At 57.6% G+C, this 16,906-nt stretch carries 15 protein-coding genes; 14 read left to right on the forward strand and 1 reads right to left on the reverse strand.

Annotated features, from left to right (window positions below):
* Nucleotides 1–11: 11 nt before the first annotated feature.
* From ACF8YQ_RS08220 to ACF8YQ_RS08265, 10 genes are all read left to right on the forward strand, one after another.
* On the forward strand, nucleotides 12–1,034 hold the full coding sequence (locus tag ACF8YQ_RS08220; protein ID WP_396623151.1) for a DUF58 domain-containing protein: 1,023 nt from the start codon (nucleotides 12–14) through the stop codon (nucleotides 1,032–1,034).
* Nucleotides 1,031–3,121 carry a DUF3488 and DUF4129 domain-containing transglutaminase family protein gene (locus ACF8YQ_RS08225; RefSeq protein ID WP_396623152.1) on the forward strand — a complete coding sequence of 697 codons (2,091 nt, stop codon included), beginning with the start codon at nucleotides 1,031–1,033 and terminating at the stop codon, nucleotides 3,119–3,121. The genes ACF8YQ_RS08220 and ACF8YQ_RS08225 overlap by 4 nt, the downstream gene beginning before the upstream one ends.
* Nucleotides 3,114–4,145, forward strand: a complete 1,032-nt coding sequence (gene holB, locus ACF8YQ_RS08230; protein ID WP_396623153.1) for a DNA polymerase III subunit delta' — start codon at nucleotides 3,114–3,116, stop codon at nucleotides 4,143–4,145. Before ACF8YQ_RS08225 ends, holB begins: the two co-directional genes overlap by 8 nt.
* A 65-nt stretch (nucleotides 4,146–4,210) precedes the next feature.
* The gene (locus tag ACF8YQ_RS08235) at nucleotides 4,211–4,561 is read left to right on the forward strand and encodes a PilZ domain-containing protein (RefSeq protein WP_008171779.1); all 351 of its coding nucleotides are present in this window, start codon (nucleotides 4,211–4,213) and stop codon (nucleotides 4,559–4,561) included.
* Between the two features lie 12 nt (nucleotides 4,562–4,573).
* Nucleotides 4,574–5,494, forward strand: coding sequence for an alpha/beta fold hydrolase (locus tag ACF8YQ_RS08240; RefSeq protein WP_396623154.1), 921 nt, complete (start codon nucleotides 4,574–4,576; stop codon nucleotides 5,492–5,494).
* On the forward strand, nucleotides 5,487–6,395 hold the full coding sequence (locus ACF8YQ_RS08245; protein WP_396623155.1) for a DUF4892 domain-containing protein: 909 nt from the start codon (nucleotides 5,487–5,489) through the stop codon (nucleotides 6,393–6,395). The genes ACF8YQ_RS08240 and ACF8YQ_RS08245 overlap by 8 nt, the downstream gene beginning before the upstream one ends.
* 4 nt (nucleotides 6,396–6,399) lie before the next feature.
* Nucleotides 6,400–7,608 carry a patatin-like phospholipase family protein gene (locus ACF8YQ_RS08250; RefSeq protein WP_396623156.1) on the forward strand — a complete coding sequence of 403 codons (1,209 nt, stop codon included), beginning with the start codon at nucleotides 6,400–6,402 and terminating at the stop codon, nucleotides 7,606–7,608.
* A 75-nt stretch (nucleotides 7,609–7,683) separates the two neighbouring features.
* A complete protein-coding gene (gene prmB, locus ACF8YQ_RS08255; protein ID WP_011785055.1) occupies nucleotides 7,684–8,589 on the forward strand; it encodes a 50S ribosomal protein L3 N(5)-glutamine methyltransferase in 906 nt (301 codons plus the stop codon).
* Nucleotides 8,590–8,626: 37 nt separating this feature from the next.
* A complete protein-coding gene (gene aroC, locus ACF8YQ_RS08260; RefSeq protein ID WP_121206582.1) occupies nucleotides 8,627–9,721 on the forward strand; it encodes a chorismate synthase in 1,095 nt (364 codons plus the stop codon).
* An 18-nt stretch (nucleotides 9,722–9,739) separates the two neighbouring features.
* Nucleotides 9,740–10,894 carry an MFS transporter gene (locus ACF8YQ_RS08265; RefSeq protein WP_396623285.1) on the forward strand — a complete coding sequence of 385 codons (1,155 nt, stop codon included), beginning with the start codon at nucleotides 9,740–9,742 and terminating at the stop codon, nucleotides 10,892–10,894.
* Here the strand turns inward: ACF8YQ_RS08265 and ACF8YQ_RS08270 are convergent.
* Nucleotides 10,888–11,775 (reverse strand): LysR family transcriptional regulator, encoded by an 888-nt coding sequence (locus tag ACF8YQ_RS08270; RefSeq protein WP_396623157.1) that lies wholly within the window; start codon nucleotides 11,773–11,775, stop codon nucleotides 10,888–10,890. The two genes, ACF8YQ_RS08265 and ACF8YQ_RS08270, sit on opposite strands and share 7 nt — an antisense overlap.
* A 457-nt stretch (nucleotides 11,776–12,232) precedes the next feature.
* On the opposite strand from ACF8YQ_RS08270, the gene leuC reads away from it, so the two are divergent.
* The 4 genes from leuC (at nucleotide 12,233) to asd (ending at nucleotide 16,650) form a co-directional block, all read left to right on the forward strand.
* The gene (leuC, locus tag ACF8YQ_RS08275) at nucleotides 12,233–13,651 is read left to right on the forward strand and encodes a 3-isopropylmalate dehydratase large subunit (protein ID WP_396623158.1); all 1,419 of its coding nucleotides are present in this window, start codon (nucleotides 12,233–12,235) and stop codon (nucleotides 13,649–13,651) included.
* Between the two features lie 17 nt (nucleotides 13,652–13,668).
* Nucleotides 13,669–14,316, forward strand: coding sequence for a 3-isopropylmalate dehydratase small subunit (gene leuD / locus ACF8YQ_RS08280; protein WP_396623159.1), 648 nt, complete (start codon nucleotides 13,669–13,671; stop codon nucleotides 14,314–14,316).
* 18 nt (nucleotides 14,317–14,334) lie between these two features.
* Nucleotides 14,335–15,408, forward strand: a complete 1,074-nt coding sequence (leuB, locus tag ACF8YQ_RS08285; protein ID WP_011785049.1) for a 3-isopropylmalate dehydrogenase — start codon at nucleotides 14,335–14,337, stop codon at nucleotides 15,406–15,408.
* A 126-nt stretch (nucleotides 15,409–15,534) separates the two neighbouring features.
* Nucleotides 15,535–16,650, forward strand: a complete 1,116-nt coding sequence (gene asd, locus ACF8YQ_RS08290) for an aspartate-semialdehyde dehydrogenase (RefSeq protein WP_031210539.1) — start codon at nucleotides 15,535–15,537, stop codon at nucleotides 16,648–16,650.
* The last annotated feature ends 256 nt before the right edge of the window (nucleotides 16,651–16,906 follow it).

Here is a 16,906-nt window from a genome sequence, read left to right on the forward strand (position 1 = left end):
GTCGCAGGAGCATGATGCGAAACTCTTTAAACACCCGTTGGCGACGATGGATCAATCGTCGCATTCCAAGAGCCGACAGCCAGATTCTCAGCCAGAAGAACATTTTTATTCTGCCTACGGCGGCTGGTGTGGTGTATGGTTTGTTGCTGTTGATCATGCTGGTTACCGGGATCAACTACCAGAACAGTCTTATCTATCTGCTCACGTTTCTTCTCGGCGCCGTGTTTGTGGGGGCCATGCACCAGACCCACAGAAATCTTTCCGGTCTTTCCGTTGCCCTGGTCCGGCCCGGTGAGGGCCGGGCGGGCGATGACGTTCCGTTTTTACTGCGAGTCACCGCAGGTAAGGATGCTGGCCTCGGTCTTGTCTTGTCGGTCGAGGATTCATCGGTTGAGGGCGTGCACGTTTCCCCCGGTGAATCCCGGGATGTGGTACTGCCGGTGCCGTCTGCCCATCGCGGCTATCTTCGCCCGGACCGGATTCGTGTCGAAACTCGTTTTCCGTTCGGGCTTTTAAAGGCCTGGTCCTGGCTGCGTCCGGCATCTGCGGGAGTGGCGTTTCCGAGGCCTTTGCCAGCACCTGATACCGGGGGAACCGTGCACGATGGTAGCGAAGCGGCTTCGTCCGCGCCCGTGGCCGGCCAGGACAATGCCGATCTTCGTCCCTGGCGTGAAGGTGATATGAGCCAGCGGGTTATGTGGAAACGCTTTGCACGTACGGGCCAGATGATTGTGGCCGACTGGCAGGGCGAGCAGGGCAGTCCGCACTGGCTGGATTTTCATGCCTTTCCGGGTGTTGATACCGAGTTGCGGCTGAGTTATCTGGCCTGGATGGTGGCAGACCGGGTTCAGAAAAACGCAAGGTTTGGTCTCAGTTTGCCCGGCGATACCATTGAGCCGGACAGTGGTTCACTGCATGGAGAACGTTGTCTGCGCGCGCTTGCGGTGTGGGGCGAGCAACCGCCGAGGGATCCAGATGGTCAGCCTTTTGGTACTCGTCAAACCGAGAATGCGAAAGCGGGAGTGTCTGCATGAGCACGATCATGGCCAGAGTTTTCTCCGCAAAGCCGGCAGAACAGGCACCGATCGAAGCCACCCCAGCTAACGCACTGTTGTGGCTGATTGCCAGTTTTGCGCTGCTTCTGGTTCCCCAGTGGGATCGGCTGCCCTGGTGGCTCATTGCAGCCTGTGCCGTGCTGGCGTGTTGGCGCTGGTTGGCGCAAAAGGGCCGGGTAAAACTGCCGGGGCGGCTGCTGCGCACCGGAATCATGGTGGCTCTGATTGGCGTCTACGTGGCCACCGTGCAGGGGCGCTTCACAGTGGATACCGCCGCCTCGTTCTTCGTGTTGGCCGTTGGGCTGAAATGGCTCGAAACCCGGTCCGCCAGGGATTTTTATGTGCTCTTTTTTATTCAGGTCTATCTCGCGGCCGTGAACTTCCTGTTCAAGCAGGACATTGCCTGGGCGTTACTGACCTTCGCGGCCATTGGCTGCCTGATGGTGGGCCTGCAGATTCTCAACGCGCCGGATCTACCCGGGAGCCTGAGGGCTGGCTGGAAGCGCCTGGGTTTACTGGTACTGAAAACCCTTCCGGTGGTTGTGCTGCTTTTCGTGTTTTTTCCGCGCATGGCGCCGCTCTGGAGTGTGCCACTGGTTTCTGGGGAGGCCCGCAGCGGGATTTCTGACACCATGCGCCCGGGCGATATTTCCAATCTGGCCCAGAGCAGTGAAAGGGCGTTCCGGGTAACTTTCGGGGGCGAGTCGCCACCGTATCGGGAGCGTTACTGGCGGGGGCTGATTCTCGACTATCTGGACGACGAAACCTGGCGCCAGAGGGACTCCGATGGTTTTCGGCGACCCGCAAGAGTAGACAACGATGGCGGCGTCGGGCCGTTGCAAAGTAATGAATACGATATCCTGATGGAGCCGACAGACCAGCGCTGGGCGTTTGCTCTGGAGAGCTCGGTAGCCGTCTCAGGTAACGTGGTAAGTACGCCGGAGGATTTGTTCCGCTTTCAGCGCCCCGCCGACAGCCCGGTGCGTTATCGCCTGGCCCGGGTTTCCGCTGTGCCAGCGCCGGCTGAGGCCCTTTCCCCGGCAGAAACGCGGCGCTATCTCCAGCTTCCTCCGTCCGGCAACCCCCGGGCCAGGGAGCTGGCGCGCGAACTGTCTACCGACCTGTCCCATTCAGAGGTCGTCAACACGTTGCTCCGGCGTTTTCGGGAGCAAGCCTACTTCTATACGTTGCGCCCCCCCACCATGCCGGATGATGGTATCGATGCGCTGTTGTTTGATGAAAAACGGGGTTTTTGTGCTCACTATGCCGGTGCGGCAACCTTTGTCTTCCGGGCCGCCGGGATACCGGCCCGAATTGTTGTTGGTTACCAGGGCGGCGACGCCGGGGCTGGTGGGGATTACCTCATTGTCCGTCAGTACGATGCCCACGCCTGGGTGGAGGTGTGGCTGGAAGGCCAGGGCTGGGTGAGGGTGGACCCGACAGCTGCCATTGCGCCAAGCAGGATTGAATCCGGATTGCGGGATGCGGTGGCCGATGAGGGCTCTTTCCTGGAAAATGATCTGACTTCGCCCCAACGTTACGGCGATGTCGCGGTTCTGCAATGGGCGTCGCTCCAGCTCGATCGCATCAATTATCACTGGCAGCGTTGGGTGGTGGGTTACCAGGGCCAGAGCCAGATGGATCTGATGTCCCGATTGCCGGGCAATTTCGGACTCAAGGAACTTGGCTACCTGACGGCCGGATTGGTTGGCGTCGCCCTGCTGATCGCAGGTGTCGTCTCGGCTCTTTCGATTCGCCGCCGCGCCCGCAAGGATGCTTTCGGCAGGGTGGTTGTGGCCTGGCATCGGCTGTGTGAGCAGGTGGGAGTGCCAGTCCGTACCGGTGAAACCCCGGCGACACTGGCAGAACGCCTGTCGGAGGCGCGCCCGGAAGTTGAATCGTCCGCGCGCCTCTTTGCCCGGGCCGTTAACAGCCATTACTATACGGCCTCAACTCAGGAAGTTTCCGCGCACGAAGCGCGCAGGCTTGCCCGGCTATTGAAAACGATGAAACGGCAGTTGCGCCGTAAACCTGAACCCGCTTCACGGACGCTCCGACATGACTGATATTGCGAAGGACATGCCCTGGCTCGGCCGCGCCTGGAACACGGTTCAGCAACGCCTTGCCCAGGATCGGTTGCCTCACGCGCTGCTGGTCGTTGGTGAGCAGGGCGTCGGGAAAAGGGCGTGGGCAGAAGCGGTCGCTGGGCTGCTGTTGTGCGACCAGCAGGTCGGGCTCGACAACGGAGCACCGATTGCGTGTGGTCAGTGTCGCCAGTGTCAGTTGATCGCGGCGAACAGCCATCCCGATGTCCGGGTGTATTCACCGGAAAAGTCCCGGATGGTGAAAGTGGATCAGATCCGCGCGCTGTCGACGTTTGCCGTGGCCTCGCCGCAGGTTGCACACCGCAAGGTGGCCATTGTCGACCGGGCGGACCAGCTCAACATAAACGCCGCCAATGCCCTGCTGAAAACCCTGGAAGAGCCCTTGCCGGATGTGACTCTGTTGCTGCTTCAGGAAAGCGGGCGGCAGGTACTTCCCACCATACGATCCCGCTGCCAGGCCCTGACCATACCGTTGCCTGATACCGAGGATGCCGGGCGATGGCTGTCTGCCCGGGTATCCGAGTTGGAGGAATCCACCCGCCCGTCGCCAGACACTCTGGCCAAAAGTCTGATGCTGGCGGGTAATGCTCCCAGGCTGGCGCTGGAGTATGCCACTGGCGAGTTTCTTGCGCAGAGGGATGAGGCCTTCGAGGCATTTCGACAGTTCATGAAAGGTCAGATGACGGTGGGGGATGCCGCCCGCCGCTTCAAAACGCTGGGGCTGGACGATACATTATGGTTGTTTGAAAGTTGGGCTGCCGACCTGGCTCGGTGCAGTGCCGGGGGCGAAGTTCAGGACCCGGAGGCAGCAGACATGTTGGGCTATCTGGCCAGATCCAACCCGCCGTGGCGCGCTCATCAATTGCTGGAGCGGGTTCGGGAAAGCCGGAGTGCGGGCATATATAACGCAAGCCCGGAGCTTGAGGCCACTCAGCTTCTACTGGCCTGGCGGGAGTTGATGCCCCGGAAGCGGCAGACAACGTGAGCGTTGTTCAGGATCAACTGCTATCATTGCGAAATATCAGTAAATTTGCGTAAAAGGTATTTGATATGGGGCCCGGATTCGGAGCACGCAGCGGTATTCTAACCCTGACGATCAAGGACAAGGCGGTTCTCTATGCGGCGTACATGCCCTATATCCGTCAGGGAGGCCTGTTTATTCCTACTCAGAAGCAATATCAGCTGGGCGATGAGGTGTTTCTGCTGCTCAACCTGATGGATGAGCCGGAGAAAATCCCGGTGGCTGGCAAGGTGATCTGGATTACCCCCAAGGGTGCGCAGGGAAACCGGGCCGCAGGCATTGGCGTGCAGTTCAATGGCGATGACGAAACTGCCCGCACCAAGATTGAATCCTACCTGGCCGGCTCGCTGAGTTCCGATCGTCCCACTCACACCATGTAAGGCCGCTACCGAATGACGGAGACCTCGTTACCCGGTAGCGTTCCAGAACCACAGGCCGGTTGCCATGAAATGCACTGGCCCCTGGATAACATAACTCTTTCGGGTCTGACCTGGCCGAACTCCAGCGAGGAAAGCTCTCGACCACCGGCTATCCTTCTGCACGGCTGGCTCGACAACGCCATGTCCTTTGCCCGACTGGCGCCGTTGTTGGCCGAGAACACCACGGTACATGCGGTGGATATGGCAGGGCACGGACACTCGGGCCACCGGCCGCCGGGTTACAGCTATTGGCTAATGGACTACGTCGGCGATCTTTCCGAACTCGTGGAACGGCATTTTCCTGAAAGCGAACGTTACCCTCTGGATCTTGTGGGGCATTCTCTCGGCGGGATTGTCTGCGCACTTTACGCCGCCGCATTCCCGGAACGGGTGCGCAGACTGGTGATGATTGACAGTTTGGGCGCGCTCAGTCGGCCAGCACGTGAGACGATCCCCCAGTTGCGGCGGGCATTACAGAAACGCAGGGCTGGTTCGGCTGCTCCGGCGGTCTATCCGGATATTCAGAGCGCGGCCCGAATCCGTGAGGGCGGGCTGAGCCCCCTGAGCCCCGAGGCGGCAAGAACGCTGGTGCCCAGGAACATGCGTACGGAAACTGGCGGGTTTATATGGCGCACGGATGCCCGTTTACGCCACCCTACACCGTTGATGATGACCGAAGAACAGGTGAGGGCGTCTTTGTCTTCCATCCAGACGCCCACTTTATTCGTAAGGGCAGAAGAAGGGTTGCTGGTTTCCCGCGGCGGGCTCGATAGTCGTGCCGGTCTGGTCCCCAACCTTGAAACAGTCGATGTGCCCGGTGGGCATCATTGTCATCTTGACGGGGAGGTGACTCCCGTTGCCGAAGCGATTAACAGGTTTCTCTTACATGATTGATCGTGGTAATTCCTCGATGGTCGGTGCGCTGGCCGGCCTTGTATGGTTATGTTTTACCATTCCTGCAATGGCGGCGTGGCCTGAAGACGCGCCAGCCCCTTTTCCGCAATCAACGCTTGAATCCACGGTCGAGATACAGTCTGCTGGCCACCTGGTGCTTTTTAGTCCGGTTCGGGAAATTCGTGATGAAATCCGGTCCGAGTCCATGGCTCGCTTGCCGGTGCAGGGTCAGGGTCAGCTGTTTCAAATCTCTCGTGACGCCACACGTCAGGCTGCGAGGGCTCATTACTACCAGCAGTTATCTGAAGGTGGCGCGAAAATCCTGTTTGAGTGTGCAGGCATCGCCTGTGGCCGGAGTAATGTCTGGGCCAACCAGATCTTCCAGCAGTCTCGTCTTCTGGGAAGGGATGCCACCCACGATTACCTTGTTGCCGCCACAACGGCAGACGACGGGCAGCAGTGGTTGACCCTTGTTTACACGGTGACAAGAGGCAACCTGCGGGAGTATGTCTGGGTTGAGCATCTGAATGTTGGTTTCGGTACGGCCATTCCGGGGTATACCATTGGCGCAGGCCCGATAAAGGGGCCTTTGGTGGTACCGTGGTCAGGTGGAGTGACATTTCGATTTGAGTGGTCGGCAGATGACCGGCGAACCCTGAATGACTGGGCTCAGGATGGTACGGAAGTGGTGCTCGCCTCGTTCACCGATCTGGAGCAGGGCGAGTCGCTCGAAGGTGCCTTGACACGGTCCCGCGCTGCGGCCGAAAGCCTGGCGGCCCTGCTGGGCAAATCGGGCATTTCGCAGAGTCAGATACGCATTGTCCCGGTTGGGCCGGTCGTCCAGATAAACGATCCGATTCGGCAGGGTAACCGGGTTGAGGTTCTGGTTATCAAGAGGTAAGGAAATGGCAGAAAAGGATAGCCCGGAAAAGGAAACGTCCGGTAGAACCGCAGCCGCACAGGATGGCGTCACGTCGGTAGTGACCAGTTCTGGTATTTCTGCGGCATCAGCGCCGGCCAGTACCGAGCGCATGGAGCCATTGCCTGGCAAGGGCAAAACCGTTGCACTCACCCTTGGTAGCGGCGGCGCCCGTGGCTATGCCCACATCGGTGCGATTGAAGTCCTTCAGGAACGTGGTTACGAGATCGTTGCCATCTCCGGCTGCTCCATGGGCGCCCTGATCGGTGGCATGTACGGCGCCGGCAAGATGAAAGACTACAAGGACTGGGTGACCGGGCTCGGCCAGTTCGATGTCTTGCGGTTGCTGGATGTGACCTTCACTTCTGTCGGCGCTATTCGTGGAGAGAAAGTCTTTTCGGTGGTGCGGGATATTCTAGGCGATACGCGTATTGAGGATCTGCCCATTGCTTACACCGCCGTAGCAACAGATCTTCTGGCCCATAAAGAAATCTGGTTTCAGGAAGGCCCGCTGGACCAGGCTATCCGCGCCTCCATTGCCATACCCAGCGTGGTGACGCCTCTGGTGCTCAACGGCCGGGTACTGGTGGATGGCGCACTGCTCAATCCATTGCCTATTATTCCCACCATCTCAGCCCATGCAGATCTGGTGATGGCCGTTAACCTGAGCGGTGAGGATGATCAACAAAGGCGCATTCCAGACGCTGCGTTTGCTCCGGAAGAAACCAGTAGCGATATGGAGGAATGGGTCGATGCCATTCGCGAAAAGGCGTCCCGCTGGTTTGATTGGGATACCCTGAAAACGCTGGGTTCCCGAAAACCGGAAAGTGGCGAGTCGCCGGAACAGAAAATAAGCCGGGAAATGGCAAAGAAAACAGCACCCGAGAAAAAGCGTGAAGAGGAATCGGGGCGGTCCAGGCATCGTGACGAGCACGAGACCATTGACTGGGACAAGCTGGGCATTGGCAAATTCGACGTAATGAACCTGACCATCGAGACCATGCAAAGCGCGTTAGTGCAGTACAAGATTGCCGGCTACCCACCGGATCTGTTGGTTAACATTCCCAAGAATGCCTGCAGAAGCTACGACTATCACAAGGCCCCGGAGCTGATACAGCTGGGCCGGGAGCGGATGTTGGCCGCCCTGGACCGGTTTGAACAAAGCCGCAGCAGCTCCGGCCCGCTGGCTCTCTGAGCCACAAGAGCTGCAGCCCGCGCCGCAATGCGCGTATAATGCCGCGCACCATTAGCCAGACCAGGAAGCTAAGTTTTGACCAGTCCCGTTGACGATCTGCACTCCATCCGTGACCTGCTTCGGTTCACGGTTTCCCGTTTTGCGGCTTCGCCAATCTACTTTGGCCATGGCACTGATAACGTCTGGGATGAGGCCGTTCAGCTTGTATTGCGCAGCCTGCATCTACCGCTGGAAAACAACAATCTGTTTCTGGATGCGCGACTGACCCGTTCAGAGCGGGAACTGATTCTCGAGCGCGTAGAGCGTCGGGTCAACGAGCGTATTCCGATTGCTTACCTGCTTGGCGAAGCCTGGTTTATGGGGATGCCGTTCAACGTTGATGAGCGCGTTCTGGTTCCCCGTTCGCCGATTGGCGAACTGCTGGAGAACGGTCTCCAGCCCTGGTTGGGCGCTACGCAGGTTCAACGAATTCTGGATTTGTGTACTGGCAGCGGCTGTATCGGTATTGGCGCGGCGACGGTTTTTGACGAGGCGGAAGTGGATCTGTCTGATGTTTCGGCGGATGCCCTCGCCGTAGCTGAGTCCAATATTGAACTTCATGGACTGGAGGGTCGCGTACGCGCGATTCAGTCGGATGTTTTCGACAACATTGAAGGTCGCTACGACGTAATCGTCAGTAATCCGCCTTATGTGGATGCGGAAGACCTTGCAGACATGCCGGCCGAGTATCACCATGAGCCCGAACTGGGCCTGGCTGCCGGAGACGATGGGCTGGACATTGCCCACCGCATAGTTGCCCAGGCTGCCGATTACCTCACCGACGACGGACTCCTGATTGTGGAGGTTGGCAACTCCTGGGGTGCCATGGATGATGCCTACCCGGATTTGCCGTTAACCTGGCTGGAATTCGAGAACGGCGGCGATGGCGTATTCCTGGTCACTGCCCGGGATCTGCGTGAATGGCAGGCCCGAAAGAGCTAAGATCGTAAATTACAAAACCTGTATAAAGTGCTGAATTATGTCGGGAAATACATTCGGAAAGCTGTTCACCGTCACCACCTTTGGTGAAAGTCACGGCGCGGCCCTGGGCTGCATTATCGACGGTTGCCCTCCGGGCTTGGAGCTGTCAGAAGAGGATATGCAGCGGGACCTGGATCGCCGCAAACCCGGTACTTCCCGGCATACGACCCAGCGTCGTGAGGCGGACGAGGTTCGGATTCTGTCTGGTGTGTTTGAGGGCAAAACCACGGGCACACCGATTGGTCTGATTATCGAAAACACCGACCAGCGTTCCAAGGACTATTCCAAGATTGCTGCCCAGTTCCGCCCGGCCCACGCAGACTACACCTATCACCACAAGTACGGTGCCCGGGATTATCGTGGGGGTGGCCGCTCTTCCGCCAGGGAAACCGCCATGCGGGTTGCTGCCGGCGCCGTCGCCCGGAAGTTTCTTGAGCAGCGTCTCGGGATCAAAGTTCGGGGTTATCTTTCCCAGTTAGGGCCGATCAAGGCAGACAAGCTGGATTGGGAGCAGGTTCACCAGAATCCGTTCTTTTGTCCGGATGCAGACAAGGTCTCCGAAATGGAAGCCTACATGGATGCTTTGCGTAAGGAAGGGGATTCGATTGGCGCCCGCATCAATGTGGTTGCGGAGGGGGTTCCTCCAGGCCTCGGTGAGCCGATTTTTGATCGTCTGGATGCCGATCTTGCCCACGCCCTGATGAGCATCAACGCGGTCAAGGGTGTGGAGATCGGTGCCGGTTTTGATTGCATCGAGCAGAAAGGAACAGAACACCGGGATGAGATGACGCCAGAAGGCTTCCTTTCCAACAATGCCGGTGGTGTACTGGGCGGCATTTCCTCCGGTCAGCCGATTGTTGCCAGTATCGCCCTTAAGCCAACATCAAGCTTGCGGTTGCCCGGCAAGGGTATTGATGTAGACGGCAACCCGGTGGAGGTGATCACCACTGGTCGGCACGACCCCTGTGTAGGTATCCGCGCGACGCCCATCGCCGAGGCCATGATGGCGATCGTCCTGATGGACCATTACCTGCGTCATCGCGGTCAGAACGGCGATGTAGAAGTCACCACGCCGGTCCTCGGCCAGCTCTGATTTCGGGGAGGCGCTACCATCTACTGGCGGCTGTCGAACCTCTATTTCTGGTTTTTCGCCCTCCTTGGAGGGCTTTTGCCCTATTGGTCCCTCTATCTTGAGGGGCAGGGCTACTCCTATCTCCAGATTGCCACATTGATGGCGACCATCCAGCTAACCAAGATCGTCGCACCCAGCGTTTGGGGTTACATCGGTGACCGGACCGGCCAGCGGGTCCGCCTGGTACGATTTGGTGCTATTTTCGGCTCGCTGTTTTTCGCCGGCGTGTTTCTGGAACCCGGTTTCTACGGTCTGTTGCTGGTCATGCTGGTGTTCACCTTTTTCTGGAACGCCATTTTGCCGCTGTATGAAGTCATTACCTTGCGGGTACTCGGCAAGCACCGGGACAAGTACGGCAAGGTTCGTCTTTGGGGCTCTGTAGGATTTATCGGAGCAGTGGCTCTGATCGGCGGGCTACTGGAACTGGTGGAGATTCAGTACTTGCCGTGGCTGTTATTGCCGGTATTCGCAGGGATTGCCGTCTCGGCATTTCTGGTACCTTCCGAGCGTGGTGAGCGCAAACAGCAATCCGCACCTGTCGGTAGCCTGAAAGCAATTGTCACTCATCCGGCTGTGATTGCTTTTTTCGCGATGAATTTTCTGCTTCAGGTATCACATGGTGCCTACTACACCTTCTTCAGTATCCACCTGGAACAGCATGGATACGGCAAGCTGGCTATCGGGTTGCTGTGGTCACTCGGAGTCATCGCAGAGATAGGCTTGTTTCTGATTATGCACAGGCTATCCCGGCGTTTTAGTGTACGGCAGGTGGTGCTGGGGGCGCTGGTGCTGACGATGATCCGCTGGGGCCTGATTGCCGAGCTTACGTCGGTATTGCCGGTACTGATCTTTGCCCAACTGCTGCATGCGGCTTCTTACGGCGCGTTGCATGCAGTATCAGTCCAATACATTCAGGGCTTTTTCGGTAAACACCATCATGGCCAGGGTCAGGCTCTATACAGTGGCCTGACCTTCGGCGCCGGCGGGGCGCTCGGTGCATGGTTATCCGGTTTCCTGGTGGATGGTTTCAGTACCTCCGCGGCGTTCTGGGGTGGTGCCGCCGCAATGGCCCTTGCGATTATCGTGACCTGGCGGGGCTTGCAGCCGCCGCCGGAACCCCAGCTAGCTCATTGACCGGACTCTGGTCGCGTTTCTTCCTGTTCCACTATCTGCAGCATTGCCTGTGCGGCACTGCCCAGTTGTCGTCGGGACAGTGCCACGGCACCCAGAACCCGGGTAACAGGGTGGGGCACTTCAAGCACTTTCAGGCTGTTATCGAGCATGCTGACCGGCAAAATGCTCCACCCAAGGCCAACGCTTACCATCATTTTGATGGTTTCCAGATAGTTGGTTGGCATGAGGGGTTTCAGGGTGAGGTTGGCTTCCAGGAACAGACGGCTGACCACCCGGTAGGTGGCGGTACTGGTATCCGGTAGCAGCGCGGGGTGTGGCGCGAGGTCAGAAAGTTCAGGACTCGCCAGTGCTGCGAGAGGGTGTTCTTTCCCAACCACGAAGGCCATTGGGTCTGGCCACTGGGCGAGGATGGAGAACTCCGGATTCATGCTGTCGCTGAGGGTCACAAAGGCCAGTTCAGCATTGCGTTTATTCATCTGGTCGTAGGCGGCATCGGATTCCATGAATTGCAGATGCAGATCCACTTGAGGGTATTCCCGACGGTAGCGGCGCAGCCAGTTGGGCAGGTGGTGCAGGCCGATGTGGTGGCTGGCGATGGCGTGGAGTTCGCCTCCGATGCTGGCGGCGCTGGTGGTCAGGGCCATGCGGGCGTTGTGGATTTCGTCGAGGATTTTGCGGGCATGGGGGAGGAGCCTTGTGCCGGCTTCGGTCAGGCGGATTTCGCGGTTGCTGCGGTCGATCAGTCGGGTGTCCAGTTGGGTTTCCAGGGCGGCCAGGCGTTTGCTGATGGCTGGCTGTGTCAGGTGCAGGGTTTCAGCGGCTTCCGAGAAGGAACCCTGGTCGACGATTGTCAGGAATGCTTTTAAGGAGTTTGCATCCATTGGGCAGAACCTTTGACGTTGGTGTGAGCGCGGGTTCGGGTGGCCTCTCCCGAAAACCGCTACAAGCACATCCATGTGCGCTTCTCTCCGGCCATCCATGGCCTTCGACATTTTCGGGAGAGGCCACCCAAACCCGCTATCGGTGAACACAGCATGCCGTCTGGTAACAAATGCAAGCAGCCGAGCAGAAAGTACGGGGCGTGACCAGGAGGGTGTGGCTTTTCAAAACCGTTGAGGGCCAAGGACGGCCCGAAACGAGCCCACAGGGATGTGCTTGTAGGCGTGTTTTGAAAAGCCACACCCTTCTGGTTGCGTCTTGCACCGATGTGAAAGTTTATGGTGATTCCTTAGAGGAATGCAAAGCATAAAAAACATGAATTGAGGTTATTCGTGACGCAGGGGTATGATGTCACCATTCGAAGCAGAAACAGAAACCCCCAGAGAGTGAGAGAGAATCATGGCGGGCAAGACCTTATACGACAAATTGTGGGACGACCATTTGGTCAAGCAGCGGGACGATGGTTCTGCGTTGATTTACATTGATCGTCAATTGTTGCACGAAGTGACATCACCTCAGGCCTTTGAAGGGCTTCGTCTGGCTAACCGCAAGCCTTGGCGGATTGATGCCAACATCGCCACGCCGGATCATAACGTACCGACCACGGATCGTGACAAAGGCATCGACGGTATTGTGGATCCGGTCTCCCGCACTCAGGTGGAGACGCTGGACAAGAACTGTGACGAGTTCGGTATTCTCGAGTTCAAGATCAAGGATCAGCGTCAGGGTATCGTGCATGTGATTGGGCCGGAGCAGGGCGCGACTTTGCCGGGCATGAGCATTGTCTGCGGTGATTCTCATACTTCTACTCACGGCGCTTTTGGCTGTCTGGCTCATGGTATCGGCACGTCTGAAGTGGAGCATGTTCTGGCGACCCAGTGCCTGGTCCAGAAGAAGATGAAGAACATGCTGGTACAGGTGAACGGCAAGCTGGGCGCAGGTGTGACCGGTAAGGATGTGGTTCTGGCGATCATCGGCAAGATTGGTACCGCCGGTGGTACCGGTTACGCCATTGAATTTGGTGGCGAGGCGATCCGTGGTTTGAGCATGGAAGGCCGGATGACCATTTGTAATATGTCCATCGAAGCCGGTGCCCGGGTGGGTATGGTGGCAGTGGATGACACCACCATCGAGTATGTCAAAGGTCGTCCGTTTTCGCCCAGGGGTGAGACCTGGGACAAGGCGGTTGAATATTGGCGCACGCTCCACAGCGACGATGATGCGGTGTTCGACAAAGTGGTTGAGCTTGATGGTTCCGCCATTCAGCCTCAGGTGAGCTGGGGCACGTCGCCGGAGATGGTGGTTGGTGTAGAGGGCGCGGTGCCGGATCCTGCGAAGGAAGAGGATCCCATCAAGCGCGAGGGGATCGTCCGCGCGTTGAAGTACATGGGGCTTCAACCGAATCAGAAGATTACCGATATCCAGCTGGATCGCGTGTTTATCGGTTCCTGCACCAATAGCCGGATTGAGGATCTGCGGGAAGCTGCGGCGGTGGTTAAGGGCCGCAAGGTGGCTGCGAGCCTCAAGCAGGCGATGGTGGTTCCGGGTTCCGGTCTGGTCAAAGCCCAGGCGGAGCAGGAAGGTCTCGACAAGGTCTTTATCGAGGCGGGTCTGGAGTGGCGTGACCCGGGTTGTTCCATGTGTCTGGCCATGAACGCCGACAAGCTGGGGCAGGGCGAGCATTGTGCGTCTACCTCCAACCGGAACTTCGAAGGTCGCCAGGGCTTTGGTGGCCGTACCCACCTGGTGAGTCCGGCGATGGCCGCCGCGGCAGCGGTAACTGGCCACTTCGTTGATGTCCGTGAATTGATGAACTGAGCCACAGGAGAGAGACCATGCGAGCATTTACGCAACACCAGGGCATTGTTGCCCCCATGGACCGTTCCAATGTGGACACGGACATGATCATTCCCAAGCAGTTTCTGAAGTCCATTAAACGTACGGGCTTTGGCCCGAACCTGTTCGATGAGCTGCGTTATCTGGATGAAGGCAAGCCGGATCAGGATTGCGCCAACCGTCCCCTGAATCCAGACTTCGTGCTGAATCAGGATCGCTACAAAAACGCCAGTGTGTTGCTGGCCCGGACCAATTTTGGCTGTGGTTCCAGTCGTGAGCACGCACCCTGGGCGCTGGATGATTTCGGTTTCCGGGTGATTATTGCCCCGAGTTTTGCTGACATCTTCTACAATAACTGCTTTAAGAATGGCTTGTTACCCATTGTTTTAGATGAGGAAGTGGTTGATAAGCTGTTCCGGCAAACCGAAGAGAATGAAGGCTATCAGCTGACGGTCGATCTTGAAGCGAAAACGGTGACGACGCCTGGTGGCGAGTCGTTCAGCTTCGATGTGGACGATTTTCGCCGTCATTGCCTGCTGAATGGTCTGGATGACATTGGCGTGACCCTGGAGGATGCGGATACCATTCGCGCTTATGAAGAATCCCGGCGCAAGACCGCTCCCTGGCTGTTTACTACTGGAAACTGATTAACAAGGAATTGGATTATGTCCCGTAATGTATTGCTCCTGCCGGGCGACGGCATTGGTCCGGAGATCGTGGCAGAAGCGGAGAAGGTTCTGCATAAGGTGAATGACCAGTTTGGTCTGGGGCTGAGTTTTGAATCTGCCCTCGTTGGTGGTGCGGCGATTGACGAGACCGATACGCCGCTGCCTGAAGAAACCCTGGAGAAGGCCCGTAAGGCTGACGCGATCCTGCTGGGGGCCGTAGGCGGCCCAAAGTGGGACAGCCTGCCGATGGCGAAGCGCCCGGAGAAGGGGCTGCTGGGTCTGCGTTCCAATCTTGAGCTGTTTGCCAACCTGCGTCCGGCCATTCTGTATCCGCAGCTGGCGTCTGCCTCGTCTCTCAAGCCGGAAGTGGTTTCAGGGCTGGATATTCTGATCGTGCGCGAGCTGACCGGTGGTATCTATTTTGGTCAGCCTCGCGGCGTGCGTGAACTGGAAAGCGGTGAGCGCCAGGGCTACAACACCTACCAGTACACCGAGTCCGAGATTCGGCGTATTGGCCGGGTTGCCTTTGAGGCGGCCCAGCAGCGGGGCAAGAAGTTGTGTTCGGTTGACAAGGCCAACGTGCTGGAAGTGACCGTGCTGTGGCGGGAAATCATGGAAGACCTGAAGCGGGAATATCCTGATGTGGAGCTTTCCCATATGTACGTGGATAACGCTGCCATGCAGCTGGTCCGTGCGCCGAAGCAATTCGACGTGATTGTGACTGGCAACATGTTTGGTGATATTCTTTCTGACGAAGCGGCAATGCTCACCGGTTCTATTGGCATGCTTCCCTCAGCGTCACTGAATTCCGACAAGCAGGGTATGTATGAGCCGTGTCACGGCTCGGCGCCGGATATTGCCGGGCAGGGCATTGCCAACCCGCTGGCTACCATCCTCAGTGCTGCAATGATGTTGCGTTACAGCCTGAATGAGGAGAAAGCTGCCCTGGCCATCGAGGCGGCGGTCAGCAAGGTGCTGGACCAGGGGCTGCGTACCGCCGACATTATGTCGGAAGGCGGTCAGAAGGTATCTACCCGCGACATGGGTGAAGCGGTTCTGAACGCGCTTTAACGCACCACTGGTTTACTTAATCGAGACCCGACAACGGCAGGATGCAGCCGTTGCGGGATCATCCATCCTGTCCCTGCCAGCGATAACGGTAGCGGGCGGGCATAAAACGAGGTTCAAAGGTCGCACATGAAGCGAGTTGGACTTGTAGGTTGGCGTGGCATGGTGGGCTCGGTCCTCATGCAGCGCATGCGCGAAGAAAATGATTTTGCCGACATCGATCCGGTGTTTTTTACCACTTCCCAGGCAGGGAAGCCGGCCCCGGACGTAGGCAAAGACGGCGTTCCACCACTGCAGGACGCGTTCGATATCGACATCCTCAAGGGAATGGATGTGATCGTTACCTGTCAGGGCGGCGATTACACCACCGAGGTTTACCAGAAGCTGCGTGATGCAGGCTGGGACGGTTACTGGATTGATGCGGCATCCACCCTGCGTATGGTCGATCACTCTGTGATCGTGCTGGATCCGGTTAACCGAAACGTGATCGATGCGGCCCTGGATAAGGGCGTAAAGGATTATATCGGCGGTAACTGCACCGTGAGCCTGATGATGCTGGCCCTGGGTGGCCTGCTGGAGCAGGATCTGATCGAGTGGGTGTCTCCGATGACGTACCAGGCAGCGTCCGGTTCTGGTGCCCAGAATATGCGGGAACTGTTGAACCAGATGGGCACGCTGAATGAGAGCGTCAAATCTGAGCTGGCTGATCCGTCTTCCGCCATCCTCGAAATCGATCGCAAGGTGACCGATACCATGCGTTCCGGCGATTTCCCTACCGAGCATTTTGGTGTGCCGCTGGCGGGCAGTCTGATTCCGTTTATCGACAAGCAGCTCGATAACGGCATGAGCAAGGAAGAGTGGAAAGCGGGCGTCGAGACCAACAAGATTCTGGGTCGTAGTGACAATCCGATTCCTATCGATGGTATCTGTGTGCGCATTGGCGCCATGCGGTCCCACAGTCAGGCGCTGACCATCAAGCTGAAGAAAGATCTGTCGGTTTCCGAAATCGAAGGCATTCTGGCCAAGGCCAACGACTGGGTAAAGGTCATTCCCAATGATCGCGATGCCACCATGCAGGAGCTCACTCCGGCGAAAGTGACCGGCACATTGAGCATTCCGATTGGTCGTATTCGCAAGTTGTCTATGGGGCCAGAATACATTTCCGCTTTCACAGTGGGTGACCAGTTGCTGTGGGGTGCTGCAGAACCGCTGCGTCGGATGCTGCGAATCCTTCAGGAACGTTAAAAAGTGTTACACAGCGGTAATTAATGCCAACTGTGTCCGGTTTTTTGCAAGCCGGTCAGGGGCGGAGGCTGATTTCAGCGTCCGCCCCTGTTATTTTCAAGGGCGCTAAGGAGTTCCGCCCGATAGATAAAAAAACGGTGCAAGGATTGCAGCTGATTGATTGATAAAACGGGTTTTATCAACAATACTTGCCAAACCGAACGGTATAATTGCGATATAAAAACGAGAAATAACAAGGCGAAAGTCATCCAACCTC

The organism is Marinobacter sp. W-8, from assembly GCF_044342215.1.
Taxonomy (GTDB): Bacteria; Pseudomonadota; Gammaproteobacteria; order Pseudomonadales; family Oleiphilaceae; genus Marinobacter; species Marinobacter nauticus.